Source organism: Bradyrhizobium sp. 172, from assembly GCF_023101065.1.
Lineage (GTDB): Bacteria > Pseudomonadota > Alphaproteobacteria > Rhizobiales > Xanthobacteraceae > Bradyrhizobium > Bradyrhizobium canariense_D.
On sequence record NZ_CP064702.1, the window covers coordinates 40081 to 59052 of the forward strand.

Sequence of the window (18972 nt, forward strand, 5' to 3'; positions counted from 1 at the left end):
AGACGGGCATAAGCCTAGGAGAGGAAGAGACATGGCTATCAAGACGAGACTGACCGAATTTTTTGGGCTCGAGCACCCGATCGTGCTGGCGCCGATGGATCCGGCCTCCGGCGGCGAGCTGGCCTCCGCGGTTTCCGCGGCAGGTGCTCTCGGCCTTCTCGGCGGCGGCTATGCCAACCGCGCCTGGTTCGAAGAACAGTCCGCAAAGGTGAGCCGCCCGGACGTCGGCTGTGGATTCATCACCTGGGCGCTGGCGAACGATCCGGGTCTGCTCGATCTCGCTCTGGAGCGGCACAAGAAAGCGATCATGCTGTCGTTCTCGGATCCTGCGCCATATGCCCCGAAAGTGAAGCAGGCCGGCATCCCCCTGATCTGTCAGGTGCATACGCTCGAGCATGCCCAGCGGGCGATCGACGTCGGCGCGGACGTTATCATCGCACAGGGTACGGAGGCCGGCGGCCACGGACTCACGGCGCGCTCGACGATGCCGTTCGTTCCTGCAGTCGCCGATATGATCGCGCAACGAGCGCCGCGCGTTCTCCTTCTTGCCGCCGGAGGCATTGCTGACGGGCGCGGTCTCGCCGCCGCGCTAATGCTAGGTGCCGACGGTGCTTTGATCGGATCGCGGTTTTGGGCCACGCAAGAGTCGGTCATTCATCGCAACGCCAAGGAAAAGGTGCTGGCAGCCACCGGCGATGAAACGATCCGGACACGTGTCTACGACGTTGTCCGCAAAAAGGCTTGGCCCTCGGAGTACACTGGACGCCTGATGAAGAACGGCTTCATCGAAAGGTGGCATGGCCGGGAAGACGAGCTGCGCACACTGCAAGAAGCCGAGCTGCAGCGCGTCGAGAAGGCGTGGGTCTCCGGCGACTACGATACGGCCAATGTCACGGTCGGAGAAGCAATCGGTCTCATCAACGACATTCCAACCGCCGGTGAGCTGGTGAAGCGAATTTCGGCAGAAGCAAGCGCATGTCTTGCGCACTATGCGCCGACCCGAAATTCTATCGCGGCCTAACGGGTCCGCAACTTTCTACGTATTGCCGGGTGGAGAAGGGGCGTGCGCTGCGGCGCGCGCGCCCGGGAAAACACGTGCCCAACAAGGCCCATGGAGAGATATGATGAGCGAACCTAAAGCGGACGCCCCGAACCTGAGCATCTGGACGGTGGTGCTTGCCTCAAGTGCAGGCACGGTTATCGAATGGTATGACTTCTATCTCTATGGAAGCCTTGCCGTGTTCTTTTCGACCCTTTTTTACCCCGCCAATGATCCCACCGCCGCCGTCTTGATCAGTGTTGCGACCTTTGCGACCGGATTCGTCATCCGGCCGTTCGGTGCCATCCTGTTCGGCAGTCTTGGCGACCGATTGGGACGCAAGCACACGTTTCTGCTGACACTTATCTTAATGGGGATTTCGACCACCGCGGTCGGCCTTTTGCCGACATATGAAACTATCGGCTTTGCTGCACCTGTCGCGTTGGTCTTGCTCCGTTTGGTACAGGGCTTGGCCATCGGCGGCGAGTACGGTGGCGCTGCCATCTATGTGGCTGAGCATGCACCGGTAAACCGTCGAGGCTTCTTCACCAGTTTTATCCAGACCACAGCCACCTTGGGCTTCTTCGTTGCAATTCTGGTCGTGCTGGCGTGTCGGCTATCGCTCGGGGAGGAAGGTTTCCGTGCTTGGGGCTGGCGTATCCCGTTCTTGCTGTCTGCACTTCTCGTCGTGTTTTCGATCTATCTTCGTCTGAAGCTGAGCGAGTCGCCGGTTTTCGAGCAGATGCGCCAGGCCGGCAAGGTCTCGCGCGCGCCGGTTCGCGAAAGTTTTGGCACGAGACAAGGGTTGGGTTATGCGCTCTATGCTCTCTTCGGCGCGACGGCGGGTCTGGGATGCGTGTGGTACACCGGACAATTCTATGCGCTGTATTTCCTGCAGAGCGTTCTCAAGGTGGACTTCCTGACGGCAAATGTCTGCGTCGCCGTTGCTCTAGCCCTTGGCACGCCCCTGATCGTCGTGAGCGGGGCCCTGTCAGACCGCATCGGACGCCGCCCGCTGATTGTCGCCGGCCTGCTGCTCGCCGCCGCGCTCTACGTCCCCATCTACATGGGGATTGCAAGCGCCACGGCTGCGCACAATTACGTGGTCGTCACCGCGCTAATCCTGGCGCAACTCATCTTCGTAGCGCTGGTCTACGGGCCGAATGCCGCATTTCTCGTCGAGCTCTTTCCGGCGCGGCTGCGATATACTTCGCTGTCGCTTCCCTATCACATCGGCACCGGGATATTCGGCGGCTTCGTTCCGCTGATCAGCCTTTCGCTCGTCAGCTACACCGGCAACATCTACGCCGGCCTGATCTATCCCATCGCGATCGCACTGATGACCGCGGCGGTTAATGTCCTCTGCCTGCCTAAGACTGTCGCAGTCGACCTTTCCAGTGAATTCGACAACACACCGGCAGCCAGCCGCCAGATCGCATGAGCCGCCAATTGCCATCAAGGTGTTCGTGCAAGACCCTTTGCACGAACGCCCGCGGGAATTTGCCGTGGCGATGGTATGAAGGATTTATTCGACGTCTGCGATGAGCCCCTGGCTGTCGTGATTACGAAGACTACCTCCCTCGACTTGTCGCAGATGTCCTGCGACCCAGTCACCCCGTTGCCGATTGCAACGGGGTGTTTTTTTTGCGTCCGCATCCGCCTCGTCGAAGGCAATCCGTTGCCAAAAGCAGCAGCAATCTGTCTCGATTGTAGGCGATCATCGCCGGTCCACCTGCTCGTGCTCCGTTGCGCACGCCCATTTGCGAAGATTCGCACTGTCTCGCTCGTGCGCGATGGATACAGTTTTTCCGAGCAGGGGAGGGCATTGCCAATGAAGCTGATAAACAAATTGTTGCTGCTGACATGCGGCGCGCTGGTCGCGGTGGCGACCGGAACAGTTCCGGTCTTGGCCAAGGAGACCGTAAAGCTTGCGTTTATTGGACCATTGTCGGGCGGGAATTCAGCTCCCGGTATCGGGGGCCGCAATTCCACGCAGTTGGCCGTGCAATTGAGAAACGCCGACCCATCGGCAAAGTACATTTTCGAGCTCGTCACCTTGGACGACGAATGCAAGCCGAATATCGGCATCCAGGTCGCAACCAAGGCCGCATCGGATCGTAGCATCATCGCCGGTGTGACCCACTATTGCTCTGCCGTAGGCATCGCGACGGTTGATACCTATGCCCGGTTCGGATTGCCGGTCGTGGTGTGGGGCGCCATCCTGCCCGAGATCACCTATGGCAACGACTACCACGAAATTCATCGCGTCAACGGGACGATGATCAATGAAGGCAAGCTCGCAGCGGAGTTCCTCACCAAGCAGGGTTTCCTGAAATACGTTGTCGTTCACGACACCACCGACTACGGCAAGGGACAGAACAAATATTTCAGCGAATATCTCAAATTGGCCGGCGGCGAGATCGTCGCGATTTTTCCGGTCAGCCCGGATCAGCAGGACTTCACGGCTGAGCTCACCAAGATCAAGGAGCTGAAGCCAGATCTGATCATGGTGGGCGGCCTGACGCCGCTCGGCGTCCGATTGCGGGCTCAAATGGATCGGGTCGGTGTCACCGCTCAGCTTGCGGGCGTCTCTGGCATCATGAACGCAGGCTTCCTGGAAGGCGCAGGTGCCGCGGCGGAAGGAACGATTTCCTTCCACAACGGTGCTCCCATCACCAAATATGAGCAGGGTCAAGCGTTTCTCGACGCATACGCCAAGGCGGGCTTTCGCGAAGACCCGGACGCCTATGGCCCCTTCGCCTACTCCGCCGCCACTCTGATCATGGATGCGATCGAGAAGGTTGGCCCCGACCGCGCCAAGGTCAAGGACCTGCTCAATACGACCAAGGCATACAAGTCGCTGGTCGGCGAGATCAATTTCGACGACCACAGGCAGAACATTCTGAGGGCCAACGTCTATGTCGCCCAGGATGGTAAATGGGTCTATTGGCCGGATAGCGAATATGCCGCCAGCAAACGAAAACTCCGCCTCAATTGACCAGACGTCATGCGACGCCCTAGCGTGCGGAGACATTGATGGACATCGGGATCGTAGCGCAGCAGCTGTTCAACGGCCTCATGCTGGGGGTGATCTACTCAATGATCGCCGTTGGATTTTCGCTGTTCTTTGGGGTGCTCGACGTCATCAAGTTCTCGCATGGTGACGTCGTGACGCTCGGAAGTTTTTCAGCCTTGGGAGCCGCCGGCGTTTCGGGAGCTCTCTTTGCGCTGCCCCCTGCGCTGGCCTTGCTCACCGGTTTGGCGGCTGCGGTCGGCGCCGGGGCGCTCGCGGGCATCGTGATCGGGAGGATTCTTGTGATCCCCTTGCGCGGCGCCCCCAGCATCAATGTGCTGCTCGCGACCTTAATGGCCGGCACCGTGCTACGCGAGGCCATCCGGCTTGGCGTGCCCAACGGCGGCAACCCGAAGCCGTTTCCGGCTCTGTTGCCGAGTGGCATGATCAATGCCGGTTCCTTCAGTGTGGGTATCGATAGTGTGATCATCGTATGTGCCGGACTGCTGTTGGTGGTGGGAACGCATCTGTTCGTGACCCGCACCCGGTTCGGGCTCTCGATCCGCGCCGTGGCCCAGGATGACGAGGTTGCACGCCTTGCAGGCATCGACCAGCAGCGCGTGGTGCTGGGGACCTTCGCATTGGGATCGGGGCTCGCCGCCTTTGCCGGCTGCATGCTCGGGCTGTATTACCGCGAGATCAGCTTCAACATGGGCGTTCTGCTCGGCATTATCGGATTCGCCTCGGCTGTGGTGGGCGGTCTTGGAAGCCTGATCGGGCCGATCATCGGGGGATTTCTATTCGCCGGCGTGCAGACGCTGGTTGTGGTGGCGATGCCGATCTCGAGCGCTTATCGCGATGTGGTGGCCTTTGCCGTCATCATCATCCTGATTGCGTTGTTCCCGACAGGAATCATTGCAGAACAGCGCAGCGAACGGGTGTGACATGAGCAGCCTTTCAAGCCCGGCTCCCTCGCTCTCCGTCCCACGGATTCGTCGTCATCCGCGCGCCCTCGTCGCAGCCGTGGTGGCGCTCCTGTTTTCCGGCGGCGGCGTGATGATGCACGCCGAATCCCAGCCCGTCGTTCTCGCCTTGCTCGCAGCCTTCGTTCTGGCGTTTGGAGTGTCCGATCGAACGCAGATCGGCCGGGAGATTGCCGCCACCTGCGGCGACTACCGAGGCGTTGCCAATGGCATGGCATTGCTGTGTGCGTTGATCCTGATTGTCCTGTTTCACGCCGATCACTACGCGCTTCTCATGTTGTCAACGGTAGCAATCTTCTCGACTGCCTGCATCGCTCTCAACTTGCAGCTCGCATTCGCCGGCATCGCCAACTTCGCAGGCGCGGCCTTCTTCGTCGTGGGATCATATACGGCCGCCCTAGTGACTGCATACACCACCGTTCCGCGCACATTTGCGCCGTTGATCGGCGCGATTGTGACGGGTGCAATGGGCCTCGTGCTGTTGCTGCCGGTGCTGCGAACGCGCGGGCACTATGCCGCGCTCGTGACGATCGCCTTCGGCGTGCTGCTGCGGACCTGGCTCGAAGTCAACGACGTCCTCGGCGGGCCCCAGGGGCTGAAGATCGGAAGCTTCTCGATCATGGGGCTCGATTTCGCCCGGCTCAAACAGATTGGTCCATGGAGCGTGTCGTTCTATCTGCCCTATGCAACGCTCTCGGTCTGCATGTTCGGCCTCGTGTTCATCCTCGTCCGTCGTCTGGAAAACTCGTGGGTCGGCATCGCCCTGGACGTTGTCCGCAGCGATGAGACCGCCGCGGCGGTGTTCGGCCTGTCAATCCGGCTGTGGAAGGTCGTCGGCTTTGTCCTCGGCAACGCCATCATCGGCATGGCTGGAGCGCTCTACGGGATGATGAACGGGTTCGTGACACCCAACGGCGCGGGCCTCGGGGACTCCCTGCTGATGCTCTCAATCGTGGTGCTGGGCGGAATAGGCAATTTGTGGGGCTCCGTCGTAGCCGCCCTGATCATCCTGGAAGTGCCGGAAAAGCTGCAGTCGATCCAGGAATTCCGCCTGTTGCTGTTCGCCTTGCTCGTGCTCGTCATCTTGCTGTTCCGCCCGGGCGGCATCCTGCCTCGTCCGGTGAGGGACCTGTCCCGCTTCATCGACGGAGCGCCAAAATGAGTAGCACTCTGCTGCATTGTGCCGGTCTCACCAAGACATTCGGCGGGCTGGTCGCGCTCGACCGTTTCGACGTCGAGATCGGCCGCGGCGAGACGATCGGGCTGGTCGGGCCCAACGGATCGGGGAAGACGACATTCTTCAACGTCATCACGGGACTTTACGACCCGAACGCGGGAACGATCCGGCTCGATGGCCGCGACCTCTTTGGCTGTGCGCCCCAGATGATCGGTCGTGCCGGTGTCGCGCGAACCTTTCAGCGATCGAGGCTGATGCTCGATCAGAGCGTGTTCGACAATATTGCGGTCGGAGCCCTCTGCCATTGCGATCTCGGTCTCCTTACAAATATGTTTCGGCGCGCGCGGTGGGGCAGAGAGCTGCGGGAGACGGTCAATCGCGCAAGGGAGATTGCGTCCCGCTTCAACGCCGCGATTGCCGACCGGCTGTTCCAGCCTGTGAGCTCTTTCGCGATGATCGATCGTCGGCGGATCGAGATCTGCCGCGCGCTGATCGGCAGGCCGCGCCTGCTGTTGCTGGATGAGCCCTCCGCCGGTATGACCCCGGATGAGACGCGCGAACTCATGGACGATCTCCTCGCATTCAGGTCCGAGATGCCGGACCTCGCCGTGGTCCTGGTGGAGCACGAAATGGACGTCATCCGGCGTGTCTCCAATCGCTGCATCGTGCTCAATTTCGGCCGAAAAGTCTTCGAAGGCAGTTTTGACGGGTTGATAGCCGACCCCGAAGTGCAGGCAGCTTATCTCGGGATAGGGCAATGATCAGCGTGCGACGAACCGCGGCGCGGACGTTGTCGGCCAATGCGATCAACGCCGGCTACGATCGCGCTGACGTTCTGAAGAACGTGACCATCGAGGTCAGGCCCGGTACGGTAACGGCCATCCTGGGGGCCAACGGCGCCGGCAAAAGCACGTTGATCCGGGCCATCCTCGGGTTGACCCGGATCCGGAAAGGCGAGGTTCGCTTTGGGCACGTAGCGACTACAAACATGCCTACCCACAAGATCGCGGCCCTCGGGATCGCGACGGTCCCGGAAGGCAATCGCGTGATGCCGCGCATGAGCGTCCTTGATAACCTCAAGTTGGGCGGATTGATCATGCGTGACGACAGGCGCGTTGCGGCCCGGATGGAGGAGATGTTCGAGGTGTTCCCGCGTCTGAAGGAGCGGCGAAGCCAGCTCGCGGGAACACTGTCCGGCGGTGAGCGGTCGATGCTCTCCATCGCGCGAGGGCTGATGGCCGATCCGGAACTCGTGATCTTCGACGAGCCCTCGCTCGGACTGTCGCCGTTATTTGTCTCGGAGGTTTTCGGAATAGTCCGACAACTGAAGACAGCCGGGCTTTCGGTTCTGCTGATCGAGCAGAACGTGCGTCAAACGCTCGACGTGGCCGATTACGGCTACGTGCTGGCACAAGGACTCGTTGTCGCCAAAGGAAGCGCTGAACTCTTGAAAGAGAATTCCGAGCTTCACAAGGCATATTTTGGAATCCACTAGGGAACGGAGCTCGCTATGAATTTTCAGGTGTTGGAGCGGATCAATCCGCTGCGTAAGCCGAAAGGTTTCGAGCCGGTGGTCCAGCGTTGGTCCGTCGGTTTCCCACGCAAATGCGACGCCTTGTGTGTTGCATTTCACGGCATCCAGGGACCGAACGCGGAAGCCGTCTACAAGTCCGGCTTCATACGGTGGATGTCCGAAGCCGTCAGCCTGCCGAACGGCCCGCACGTGCACGATCATGCGTGGTTCGTCGATCACAACGGCCTCTATACGCATGTGGTTGCGAGCTATTGGGTTGACCGGACCCGTCGTGATGATTGGCTCGAAGATAGTCGCGTGGCAAATTGGTGGAACGATTCGGCGAGGTGTTCGGAGGCAACGGGCTACTTCCGTGAGAGCTTGACCGTTCCGATTGAACGCCTTGAGACGCTGTATTGGAACGATTATCCAGCCGGAATGAGTCGCTCTAACGAAGTGGCGCTCTACCCGACACCGTATTGCGGCTACTACGGCGCGATGCGCGACCGGATCCCACTCGCGGCGGTCGATCCCTTGCCGTCGGCGCTGCCTGAGCTCCCATCCGCGACGCCGCGCGAGACCAGGTCCAATCGGTGGCGGATCGCTACGCCCCGGAACCTCACGGTGATTCGGTCGGCGGCCTTTTGGGGGCGCTGCGATGCCGACCAAACCGAAGATTACATGCGCGACCTGCGAGCTCCCCTCGAACGCGGAATGGACTTCTTGCGCGAAAGTCCTGAGGCAACGGGTTGCTGCTCGCTGCGGTTTCAGCAAACATGCGATGTCGGCGGGGCACCCGAGCTCGAGACTCATGCGCTCGGATATTTTCTCTCGCTCGGCCACATGGAGAACTGGGCTGAGCATCATCCGTCGCACGGGGCGATCTTCCGCGCCGCAATGGCCCGTTACCGCAAGTTCGGCGCGAAGAACCAGCTCAGAACCTGGCATGAAGTCTTCGTGCTGCCGGAGAACAACCAGCTTTTCGAGTATGTCAACTGCGCACCAGGCACGGGCCTATTGAACTACTTCGAAGGCGAGCGGCGGTCCTAGGCTGGACGGCTCGAGTTACGGCCAGAATTCGATCAGATCGAACAGGGCTGTCATCGCGCTCGATACATAGACATCCTTTCGCCAGACGAACACCGTCTCAACGGCCGTCCGGGAAGGCGGCAACGCATGCGCAGCGACCCTGCCGTCCCGGGCGGCAGCTGCAATGACACCTCTCGGCATCAAGGTGACACCAAGGCCGACGGAGACGCAACTGATGATGGCGTCGAGAGAACCAAGCTCTTGCGGCTCGGACAGAGTGATCCCCATTTCCATCAGCATCGTCTCCAGACGGGTGCGATAAGAGCAGCCGGTCTGAAAGACGATCATCTTCAAGGGCCCGATGGCAGCCAGGTCCTTTGTCCGGACCGAAGGGGTCGTTACCAGCACGAGCTCCTCGTGGAAGAAAGGCCGTTGATGCAGGTCCGGGTGATCGACCGGGCCCGCGACAAACGCGCCGTCGAGACGATACTCGAGGACGTCATTCAACAAGCGTGTAGTGTTTCCGGTCGTGATCGTGAGCTGGACGTGGGGACAGGCGCTGGCAAACCTTGGCAGAAGCGGAGACAATCGCAACGCGGTGGTCGTCTCGAGGCTTCCGATCAGCAGAGTGCCCCTCGGCACACCATCATCCCGTGCCGCAGCTCGGGCATCCGCGGCAAGTTTTGAAAGCCTCGCGACATAGGGGAGGACCCTGCGGGCTGCCGGGGTTGGCGTTACGCCCCGTGCGTGACGCTCGAAGAGTGAAATGCCAAGCTTGCCCTCAAGCACTCGGATACGAGTTGTGACTTTGGATTGAGCAGTACACAGCTGCGTTGCCGCACGGCTGATACTTCCAAGACGCAGAACCGTCTCGAACACTTTGAGATCGGAGAGATCCATTCCAGTCCACTCTTGAAGCCAGCAGCAGCAACATTTTGAATGACGTCACAATCATCCTAACGACCAATGTGGGCCGCGTGAAAGACGCATTGGGGAACCATGCGGCGCGCGTCGTCATCTAGAGACGAGATGACCGTCATCTCAACTGGTAATGGTTCGCCGCGAACCGCAGTGATCGCAACGAGGCTTGCATAAACTCACATCCCAGCGCCCTTGTTCGACTGGCCCTGATATCAAGGTGGCCCTGTGGGCTAAAGGCAATTTTTATCAATGTGCGATAGATGAGGCGGAGTGATGGTCGGACTCAGCGTGTTGAGGATTTTTCATGCTTGCCAAGTTCAAGATTTCTTCCAGGCTGATGTTGATGGTGGTTCTCTCTGTTCTAGGTATTGCATCCGTGGCCGGGGTCGGCTTGTCGGCCCTCAAGAGCAGCCTGCTCGAGGACCGAAAAGACAAGCTTCAGCAGCTCGTCCTGCTGGCGAAGCAGGTGCTTGAATTGGACTACCAGGGATCCCGAGCGGCAGGGCTCTCCGATGCGCAGGCCTTGGAACGGAGCAAGCAACTGCTTCAATCATTGCGTTTCGGCAAGGACGACTATTTCTATGCCCTCGACATGGATTCCGTACTGGTCGCGCATCCCAATCCCAAGTTTCAGAACAAGAGCATGAAGGACACCTCGGATGCCAACGGTGTCTTTTTCTCCCGGCTGCAAGTCGATCTTGTGAAGTCCGGCGGATCCGGCTTTGTCGCCTTTAGCTTTCCCCGTGCCGGCGTCGGCGACCCACTTCCCAAGATCGCCTATGTCGTGGGGTTCAAGCCCTATGACTGGGCAGTCGCGGGCGGCATCTATCTGGACGACGTAGACGCGATATTCATGGCAGAAGCAAAGCGCATTGGCCTTCTCATCCTTATAGCCCTTGCGCTTGTCGTGGCCACGTCAATTCTTCTCAGCCGCAGTATCACGCGGCCGATCGCCAGTCTCACGCGGGCGATGCGAAAGCTCGCCAGTGGCGATACAAGATCGGCGATTCCTGCGCTCTCGCGTGCGGATGAAGTGGGAGAGATGGCGACGACCGTCAAAGTGTTTCAGGACGCCATGATAGAGACCGCTCGCCTTCGCCAGGAACAGGACGAGATGAAATTGATGGCCGAGACGGAAAAACGGGGCCTCCTGGGCAAGCTGGCCGACGAGTTCGCACAAGGTGTAAGCACGTCACTCGATGCCCTCTTTCACTCGGCTTCCGCTATGAGGACGACGTCCCAAGGCATGTCGGAGACGGCGAGATCTGCCAGCCGCCAGTCCGGAGTGGTTGCGACTGCTGCAGAAGAGGCCAGCTCAAGCGTGCAGTCGGTCGCGTCGGCCACTGAGCAGCTCTCGGCCTCGATCGCCGAGATAGGCAATCAGGTGGCGCGTTCGACCAAGGTCGCCGGAGGCGCCGTTGAAGAGGCGCAACGGACTAATATCACAATTCAAGGTCTTGTAGCCGCGACATCAAAGATCGGAGACGTGGTTCAGTTAATAACTGCGATCGCAAGCCAGACGAACCTGCTGGCGCTAAATGCAACCATTGAGGCCGCCCGTGCCGGCGAGGCGGGAAGGGGGTTTGCCGTCGTGGCAAGCGAGGTGAAGTCGCTCGCAGGGCAGACCGCACGTGCAACGGAGGAGATCTCGACCCAAGTCAACGGCATGCGGGGCGCCATGAGCGAGGCTGTCCAAGCAATCGAGGGCGTGAGCGGCACGATATCCTCGATCAACGAGATCGCAATTGCGATTGCATCCGCCGTAGAGCAACAGGGTGTCGCGACGCGCGAAATCGCACGCAGCATCCAGCAGGTCGCGCAAGGCACCGAAGACGTATCGCGCAACATCGTCGGGGTGAGCGAGGCGTCTGCCCAGACCGGGGTGGCTGCGGCTGATGTGCTTGCGGCTGCAGGTGGGCTGAACCACCAGTCCACTTTGCTGAAAGCGGATGTCGATCGCTTCCTGGCAAGTGTTCGGGCCGCGTGAGTTGGCGTGCTCCGTCGTCCATCTTAAAAATAGATGACCGTCATCTTGAATGATGATGTCGATCTCGGCAGAGAAAACATACAACGAGTATTGCAGCTTTTCATTGCTCGGTCCACCTTGGTTGCCGGCCGCAGCTTTGTTAGTTGAGCCTCCAGGAGCATCGCCATGCCATTTTTGCGGTTCGATTTGATCGAGGGACGAAGTGACGCGGAGATCCAACGGCTTTTGGATGTCACTCACGAAGTTCTGGTCGAAACGCTCCACGTGCCGCCCCGCGATCGCTATCAGGTGGTGCATCAGCACCCCAAATCCAGCCTCGTCGCGCTTGACACAGGTCTTGATATCAATCGGACCGATAAATTGGTCATGCTGCAGTTGACGAGCCGACCGCGCGACAAGGCGTCCAAATTGGAGTTTTACCGCGTCCTCGCCGAGAGGCTGTCGTCGTCCTGTGGAGTAGCGTCAACTGACCTCATGATAAGTTTCGTGATCAATGCGGATGAGGATTGGTCATTCGGCATGGGACGAGCGCAGTTCGTCACCGGCGAGTTACACTAGGCCTGGAGCAAGTTTGCCTCAGTGTTAATGCAGGGAACGGAACCCGTCCGCCCGCCCGCACCGAGCAGAGACGCCTGCCTCGCCCATAAACGGAAACGCGTTGTCCCGTTCGACTGACATAAGCGACTCGGGGCCGGAATTGCCGCTTGGCTGCGGATTTCCTTCCCCAGAAGGCCAACACGATTTCTCTAACGCTCTGGTCGCGGACTTTTTTTGCCCGCACAAGCGGGGCTACGTTCTTGAGCCGCATCAGGTCAATACGATCTCACTTCAATGCCGCGGCGGGCTCTAGACATTCGACAAGAACCGTAGCCTCAATTGGTTACAGACTATCGCTTCTACGATCCCTTCATTCAGTCGCGCAGCAGAGACCGTTGCAATGACCCTCCTTGCTTTCCCAAAACCAGGTTGGCAGGCGTACAATTCCGCCGCTGAACACCTTCGCGGATTAGGTGCCCCTCTGGCGCAATTCGATTTTGCTCGGGTTCGCACCCCCGCAGAAATGTCGGTCTCATTAGCGGTGCTGGAAGCAACCAATTGCTGCATCGGGGCCATTGTGCGCGACCTTGATGGTGCGTCCGCAGCTGGACCGATCATCGAGCTGTCGCGGGATCTGTCGCATTCTATTCAGGATGCACGCGACAAGTTCGCTTCGAGCGGGCTTTAAATACCATTACCCGTCAGGAGCTGCTTACGAATGAACAGCAGCGGTGGATCAGTCAGGTCGGTGTCCCAGAAGCGCAGCGCAACCCAGGTGGCTGAGCCGACGGCATCTCCGGCGAAGTCGTCAGCATCCTGCCTCGATCAGAAAGGTCGTGAGCAACGTTGGCAACTATGTGACGTCGGCAGCCCGCGGCAATCGACAAGTAAAGCGCCGAGCCGAGAACTGTCGACCAGCCCGCAGCGGCGTCGCTGCTGGGTTCGCGGAGCGCCTTATCTCAGCTCCCGCTGGATCGGTCCGGTATCGCGAGACATGCGAGCGCAGGCTTGGCCAGGAGGCAAAGACACTTGCTCAAGAAGCTTGATCTCGCGCGCCCAAGTCGATCACTAACCGATGAGCTTGACACGCTTTGACAGTCACACCACAGAGGCACGCGAGGCCACTAAAACTCATGCTGGCGGTGCTGGGCTGAGAGCGCTGCCCGCGCGCAACGAGGGTGCCCGGCAAGCGGTGGGGCTGTGTCCGTCGCCGATCGGCCTGAAAGTTCTTCTATCCTATCGAGGGATACTCGAGGACCCCCGTCGCTGACACCGAGCGCGCGCCCCGAACGACGATGCTCCAAGAGACACATCAGATTTGCAATCACTCGCCTCGGCGTGACTTTGGGATCGCGCTCAGAAACTGCGACAACCAGACTGCACGCGCACAAATCCTGCAAGCTCGAAGACAACGAGGCTGTCGTAGAAGAGTATGCCAGCGCGCGGTAGCAGATTGAAATACGCAACTATTGCGTTTGATGTCCCGTCGCTTGATTCTCTCGCGATCGAAGGCCGCTGGTGTCGGCCGTGGAGTTGTCATGACAGCGGCTTTGGTCATCGCGCGAGTTGCACGCATTGTAAGGCTCACCAGCAGAGTTTCGGGCAAGTACAATACACAATGTCCCCCGGCCAACCGTCGCTCGAGCGAATTCGTCAGAGGTCCAGCTGGTTCGCGCTTGGTCAAGTGTTCGGGCTCCTTGAGCGCGCGGGTTGCTTCACCTGATCCGCTAATCTCGACCGGCGGCCTCGCCGCGTCCTCGGATGCCGCTCGTTCTCTGCGCGAGCGCGCAACAAGCAGCCAGATAGCGTAGCCGAGCCAACACACCCCTTGAACTGCGCATGCCATCCCGCGCCTGGAGAATTCATGTCTTCTGCAATCCGAACGCTTCATCTTGGGCTTAATCTTCACGGCGCGGGCGGACACGCCGCGGCATGGCGTTGGCCGAGCACCAATCCGAGCGCTTTCTTTGACATCGAGCATTATCTTCGGGCAGCGAAGGTGGCCGAGCGCGGCTTGCTCGACGCGGTGTTTCTTGCAGATACCCCGGCAATATCTTGGGATATTACCCGCCGACCGCCACTCAACGGGCTTGAACCTACGCTTGTTCTCACCGTAATCGCACGTGAGACGAAGCACATCGGACTGATTGCAACCGCATCGACGACGTACAATGAGCCGTACAACCTGGCGCGTCGTTTCCAATCACTTGATGTCATTAGCGGCGGCCGCGTCGCCTGGAATGCTGTCACGACCTCCAGCCCCGCGACGGTCGGCAATTTCGGTGGACGCGAGCTCGGTCGCGAGGAGCGCTACAAGCGCGCCGAAGACTTCGTCGAAACCGTCCGAGGGCTATGGCTGAGCTGGGGAGATGGAACAATCGTCGGGGATCAGACCTCTGGAATCTACGCCAATCCCCAGTTTCGACTGCTCGACCCCAACACCAATATCTTTAGCGTCCGCGGTCCGCTCACGCACCCCGGTTCGCCACAAGTGCACCCGATCATCGTTCAAGCGGGAGGCTCGGACGACGGATTGCGGCTCGCTGCGCGCAGCGCCGATCTGGTGTTCGCTGCTGCGGGCGACCTGGAGACAGCGCTGCGCGAGGCCGGACGCCTGCGTGCGCTGTCGCATCAACTCGGCCGGCGGACGGCGCCGATCATACTGCCGGGCCTGGTCACCTTCGTTGGCGGCACGGAAGAGGAGGCGTATCGCCGCAAGAGAGCGATCGACGAATTACTCGATCTGCCCGGCGCGCTTGTCGCTTTGGCGCGAGGCATCAATGTGGCGCCCGAAAAGCTCAGCCTTGACAAACCCATTCCCGAGGAACTGCTGCCCGATCCAAACGATGTCCCATTTTCGGTCGGTCATCACCGCACCATCGAAAGCTTGGCACGCCAAGGCCGGACAGTTAGGGAGATCATAAGCAGCGTTCAAGGTTTCGGCCATCGCGTGATCGCGGGCGCACCGGAACAGATCGCCGATTCGATCGAGGCATGGTACCGCGCCGGCGCAGTTGACGGCTTCAACATCATCCCAGATGTGTTGGAGGATGGTGCGCCCGCCTTCATCGATCATGTCGTTCCAATACTGCAGCGCCGCGGACTGTTTCGCACCGAGTATCGGGAAGAAACCTTGCGTGACCGTTTTGGCCTTGCGCTCCCAGGGGGCGTTCCGTCGCAAGAGCGGGCGACGGCCTGATCGCCCGTCTGCCTCGCGGTTTCACTATCAATAGCTTGGAGTTCGATATGTCTCTGTCCAACACACGATCATCTGCGTTTCTCGCGGGCCAGCCACACGCTTACAGAAAGCAAAAGGCAGCAGCCATTGCAATCGCGCTCTCCACGCTGTCGCAGATCGCCTATGCGCCCAGCACTTTTGCTCAGGACGGTTCGAGCGATAGTACGAGGCGCGGTGGCATTATTCGATATGGCCACTTTCAGGAGCCGCCTTGCTTGTTCGGAGGATGGGTCCAGCAATGGTACCTACAGCGGCAATATAGCGACAATCTAGTCGCCCGGACCAAGGACGGGGAGATTGTGCCATGGCTGGCCACATCATGGACCATCTCCGACGACAAGAAAGTGTACACGTTTGAGATCAAGCCGAACGTGAAATTCACCGACGGGACACCGCTCGATGCACAGGCAGTTGCCGACAACATCAATGGCTGGCTCAGCACCAATCCGGACCTCCGCAATCCGACGGCCGCTCCTTACCTCAGCGACAACTTTGAATCGGCAGCGGCAATCGCGCCCGCGACACTTCGACTAACGCTAAAGGCGCCGTTCCAGCCGTTGCTCAATGTTCTCGCCCAGTCGTCCCAGGGCATTCTGTCGCCAACGGCGCTCAAGCGTGGACTTGCGGTGAACTGCGAGAACCCGGTCGGATCGGGTCCATTCATCGTCCAGAAGTGGAATCGGGGAAAAGAGGTTATATTCCGCCGCAATCCCGACTACAACTCCGCGCCGGCAACAGCCAAGCACCAGGGACCGGCTTACGTTGACGGGATCCAGTGGAAGTTCTTCCCCGATCAGACCGTTCGGTATGGCTCTCTGCTAACCGGGGAATCTGATGCAGCTTACGACGTTCCAGCCGTCGCTTGGAAAGATGCCAACTCGCGCTTCAATGTCTTGCGGCACATTACGGGTGGCACGCCCCTGCGCTTGGCGTTGTATACGGCTCGCTCGCCTTTTGACGATCTGCTCGTTCGCCAGGCGTTTGCCTATGCCGCCGACCGAGAAGCCGCGGTCGAGTCCTCGTTCCTGGACTCCCTGCCGTTTGAAGGTAATGGCGCGCTAAGCCAAAGCTCGCCCGAATATATCAGCGAGCTTGCCCCGTCATACAGGTATGACGTCGGCAAAGCCAATCAGCTCCTGGATCAGGCAGGTTGGACCGAGCGTGACAGCAGGGGCGTTCGCCTCAAGCATGGCAAGCCGCTCGTCGTACGCATCTCCTATTCGAGTTCGTTCTTGAAGCCCGACGGTGAGCAGGCCGTGCAGGTGATCCAACAGCAGGCAAAGGCTGCCGGCTTCGACGTGCGGCTTCAGCCAACGAACCAGGCCGATTTCTTCGCCGGGAAAAATCTCGGTCCGAACGATTACGAGGTCGTCCTTCTCTACTGGGTTGCTCCCGGCGCTGAAATCTTCCGCATCTCCTGGAAGCCTGACCTTAATGGTGAGCTCAATCGCTTCAATCCCTCACGCTACCAGGACCGGGCACTGTGGGACCTTATTCAGAAGGCCGAAAAACACTTCGACAATGCTGAGCGAACCGCGCTCTATCAGGAAGCAGAGCGCAAGATCGTCGCTGACGCTCCTGTCGTGGGGTTCGCAGTCCTTGACGTCACTCTAGCTGTGCAAGCACATCTAAAGGACATTTGGCTCGACCGCGGCTCCGTCGGCGAGCCGGTCTTTTATGATAGCTATTTCGACAAGAAATCCGCCCCGTGAAAGTCGCAGCCCGCAGACAGGCCGTGTGGTTCGCACATCGCATCCTGTCCGCCGCAGCGACCGTATGGGCTGCGGCAACATTCACCTTCCTTGTCCAATGTCTGCTGCCAGGTGACCGCGCCCAGATCATCCTCAACGTCGTCAGCGGCAATGTAGGGGCGGCCCCTCGACAAGAGCTTGCGGCAATCAACGCAAAATATGGCTTCGACCAGCCGATTTTCTTGCAATACGCGAAATACATTTCCGGGATTTTGCAGGGGGACCTTGGCCAATCCTACCACCAGCACCGGCCAGTGACAGCCATCATTGCCGAACAGATTGGGCCAACCGTCCTCCTTGCGGTCGCCGCGCTCTTAACCGCGTGGGTGATCACTATTCTGACCACAGTTTTTGCAGCCGGGAGAGATAATTTCTGGGCAAAGCTGCTGAGCGGGATGCAGGTTCTGTTGGCGACCGTGCCGCCTTACTGGCTAGCCACCATCCTGCTCGTCGTCTTTGCCGTACAGCTTCGCATCTTTCCTGTGGTGGGAGGAAATTCGGCGATCGGCCTCATTCTTCCGACCCTGGCGCTGGCGTTGGAACTGTCTGGGCTCTTCGGGCAAGTCGTTACGAGTGAGTTCACGCGTTTGCTCGAGTTGCCCTTTGTAACTTCGGCGCGAACGCGAGGCATGGGCGATCTCGGTGTGCGGTTTCGTCATGTCCTGCGCCATGCAGCTTTGCCAGCAATCACCTTGTCAGGCTGGGCGTTCGGTAAGCTTCTGTCCGGTGCCGTTTTAATTGAGGCCGTCTTTGCCCGACAGGGACTTGGCGGCGTCCTGGTCGCCGCTACAGCCACGCGCGACGTTCCCGTCGTCTCCGGCGTCATTCTGGTCTCCGCTGGCCTGTTTGTCATTGTCAGCGTGACCGTCGATTTCGCCTACAGTATCGTTGACCCAAGGATCAAATTGGCATGACTTGCTCTGCCGCGCTACCAGACGTCCTCAAATCTCGCTATTGGAGGGAAGCACTTTCAACGGCACAGGCAATTCCTTTGCGGGTTTGCTTGGCCATAACCATCGTTACGTTCTTCTTAACAGCGGCGGCCGCGCCCTGGCTGCTACAGACCCATGATCCGCTGGCGATTGACCTGACGTCCTCACTACAGGCCCCGTCGCCCAGCCACTGGCTGGGGACTGATCAGTCCGGTCGCGATTTATACTCCCGCATTGTTGAAGGGGCAGGGCAGTCCCTGACCATCGGTCTTGGCGCGACCGCGTTGAGCGTGTCAATTGCACTCGTTCTGGGGTTCGCCGCCGGTCTTTGCGGCGGAGCCATCGATCATGTTCTCAGCCGTTTGCTCGACGCACTTTTCGCGCTACCGGTGCTTTTCCTTGCGCTTCTGTTCGTGGCCGTTTTCGGCACGACTGTGCTGACGTTGGTCATCGCGGTCGGGATCGGAACAACCCCGGGTTATGCCCGGATGATCAGGGGGCAGGTCCTGTCTGTTAAGGGCGCAGGATATGTGGAGGCAGCCAAGGCGCTTGGACACCCGTATTGGCGTATCGTGCGAAGGCACATCCTCCCCAATGCCATGAACCCGTTGACCGCGATGATCACGCTTGGCGTCGGCCAAGCCATCATCTGGGCATCGGGCGTTGCGTTTCTGGGACTCGGTGTTCCCCCTCCAGCCCCTGAATGGGGGGCGCTCCTGAATGCTGGCCGCAACTACGTGATCTATGCGTGGTGGCTCGAGATCATGCCGGGTCTGGCAGTGGTGATCTTTGCTCTCAGCGTGACGGTGATCGGACGTTATCTGCAGAACCGCCTCGAAGGAAAGGGCTGAC

16 protein-coding genes are annotated in these 18972 nt (G+C 59.7%); 15 read left to right on the forward strand and 1 reads right to left on the reverse strand.

Going from position 1 to position 18972, the window contains the following annotated elements; translation table 11 throughout:
• Positions 1-31 precede the first annotated feature (31 nt).
• The 8 genes from IVB07_RS38775 to IVB07_RS38810 all read left to right on the forward strand — a co-directional run bounded on the left by IVB07_RS38775 (position 32) and on the right by IVB07_RS38810 (position 8775).
• Positions 32-1021: a nitronate monooxygenase gene (locus IVB07_RS38775; protein ID WP_247455009.1), complete on the forward strand. Its 990-nt coding sequence runs from the start codon at positions 32-34 to the stop codon at positions 1019-1021.
• 103 nt (positions 1022-1124) lie between these two features.
• Positions 1125-2480 carry an MFS transporter gene (locus tag IVB07_RS38780; protein ID WP_247371534.1) on the forward strand — a complete coding sequence of 452 codons (1356 nt, stop codon included), beginning with the start codon at positions 1125-1127 and terminating at the stop codon, positions 2478-2480.
• A 390-nt stretch (positions 2481-2870) separates the two neighbouring features.
• Positions 2871-4037: a branched-chain amino acid ABC transporter substrate-binding protein gene (locus IVB07_RS38785; protein ID WP_247371531.1), complete on the forward strand. Its 1167-nt coding sequence runs from the start codon at positions 2871-2873 to the stop codon at positions 4035-4037.
• A 38-nt stretch (positions 4038-4075) separates the two neighbouring features.
• A complete protein-coding gene (locus tag IVB07_RS38790) occupies positions 4076-4996 on the forward strand; it encodes a branched-chain amino acid ABC transporter permease (RefSeq protein WP_247360745.1) in 921 nt (306 codons plus the stop codon).
• 1 nt (position 4997) lies between these two features.
• On the forward strand, positions 4998-6197 hold the full coding sequence (locus tag IVB07_RS38795; RefSeq protein ID WP_247337836.1) for a branched-chain amino acid ABC transporter permease: 1200 nt from the start codon (positions 4998-5000) through the stop codon (positions 6195-6197).
• On the forward strand, positions 6194-6973 hold the full coding sequence (locus IVB07_RS38800) for an ABC transporter ATP-binding protein (protein ID WP_247369525.1): 780 nt from the start codon (positions 6194-6196) through the stop codon (positions 6971-6973). Before IVB07_RS38795 ends, IVB07_RS38800 begins: the two co-directional genes overlap by 4 nt.
• Positions 6970-7707, forward strand: a complete 738-nt coding sequence (locus IVB07_RS38805) for an ABC transporter ATP-binding protein (RefSeq protein WP_247767983.1) — start codon at positions 6970-6972, stop codon at positions 7705-7707. Before IVB07_RS38800 ends, IVB07_RS38805 begins: the two co-directional genes overlap by 4 nt.
• 15 nt (positions 7708-7722) lie before the next feature.
• A complete protein-coding gene (locus IVB07_RS38810) occupies positions 7723-8775 on the forward strand; it encodes a phenylacetaldoxime dehydratase family protein (RefSeq protein WP_018458442.1) in 1053 nt (350 codons plus the stop codon).
• Between the two features lie 15 nt (positions 8776-8790).
• Here the strand turns inward: IVB07_RS38810 and IVB07_RS38815 are convergent, their stop codons facing one another.
• Entirely contained in the window at positions 8791-9654 is an 864-nt protein-coding gene (locus tag IVB07_RS38815) for a LysR family transcriptional regulator (RefSeq protein ID WP_247369523.1), read from the reverse strand.
• 325 nt (positions 9655-9979) lie between these two features.
• On the opposite strand from IVB07_RS38815, the gene IVB07_RS38820 reads away from it, so the two are divergent.
• From IVB07_RS38820 to IVB07_RS38850, 7 genes are all read left to right on the forward strand, one after another.
• Positions 9980-11662 (forward strand): methyl-accepting chemotaxis protein, encoded by a 1683-nt coding sequence (locus IVB07_RS38820; protein ID WP_247369521.1) that lies wholly within the window; start codon positions 9980-9982, stop codon positions 11660-11662.
• Positions 11663-11827: 165 nt separating this feature from the next.
• Positions 11828-12220 (forward strand): tautomerase family protein, encoded by a 393-nt coding sequence (locus IVB07_RS38825; protein ID WP_247369519.1) that lies wholly within the window; start codon positions 11828-11830, stop codon positions 12218-12220.
• Between the two features lie 379 nt (positions 12221-12599).
• The gene (locus IVB07_RS38830) at positions 12600-12887 is read left to right on the forward strand and encodes a hypothetical protein (protein WP_247369516.1); all 288 of its coding nucleotides are present in this window, start codon (positions 12600-12602) and stop codon (positions 12885-12887) included.
• A 1176-nt stretch (positions 12888-14063) separates the two neighbouring features.
• Entirely contained in the window at positions 14064-15398 is a 1335-nt protein-coding gene (locus IVB07_RS38835) for an NtaA/DmoA family FMN-dependent monooxygenase (protein ID WP_247767984.1), read from the forward strand.
• Positions 15399-15445: 47 nt separating this feature from the next.
• Positions 15446-17149: an ABC transporter substrate-binding protein gene (locus tag IVB07_RS38840; RefSeq protein WP_247767985.1), complete on the forward strand. Its 1704-nt coding sequence runs from the start codon at positions 15446-15448 to the stop codon at positions 17147-17149.
• Positions 17146-18102, forward strand: a complete 957-nt coding sequence (locus tag IVB07_RS38845; RefSeq protein WP_247767986.1) for an ABC transporter permease — start codon at positions 17146-17148, stop codon at positions 18100-18102. Before IVB07_RS38840 ends, IVB07_RS38845 begins: the two co-directional genes overlap by 4 nt.
• A gap of 89 nt (positions 18103-18191) precedes the next feature.
• Entirely contained in the window at positions 18192-18971 is a 780-nt protein-coding gene (locus IVB07_RS38850; RefSeq protein ID WP_247369507.1) for an ABC transporter permease, read from the forward strand.
• The last annotated feature ends 1 nt before the right edge of the window (position 18972 follow it).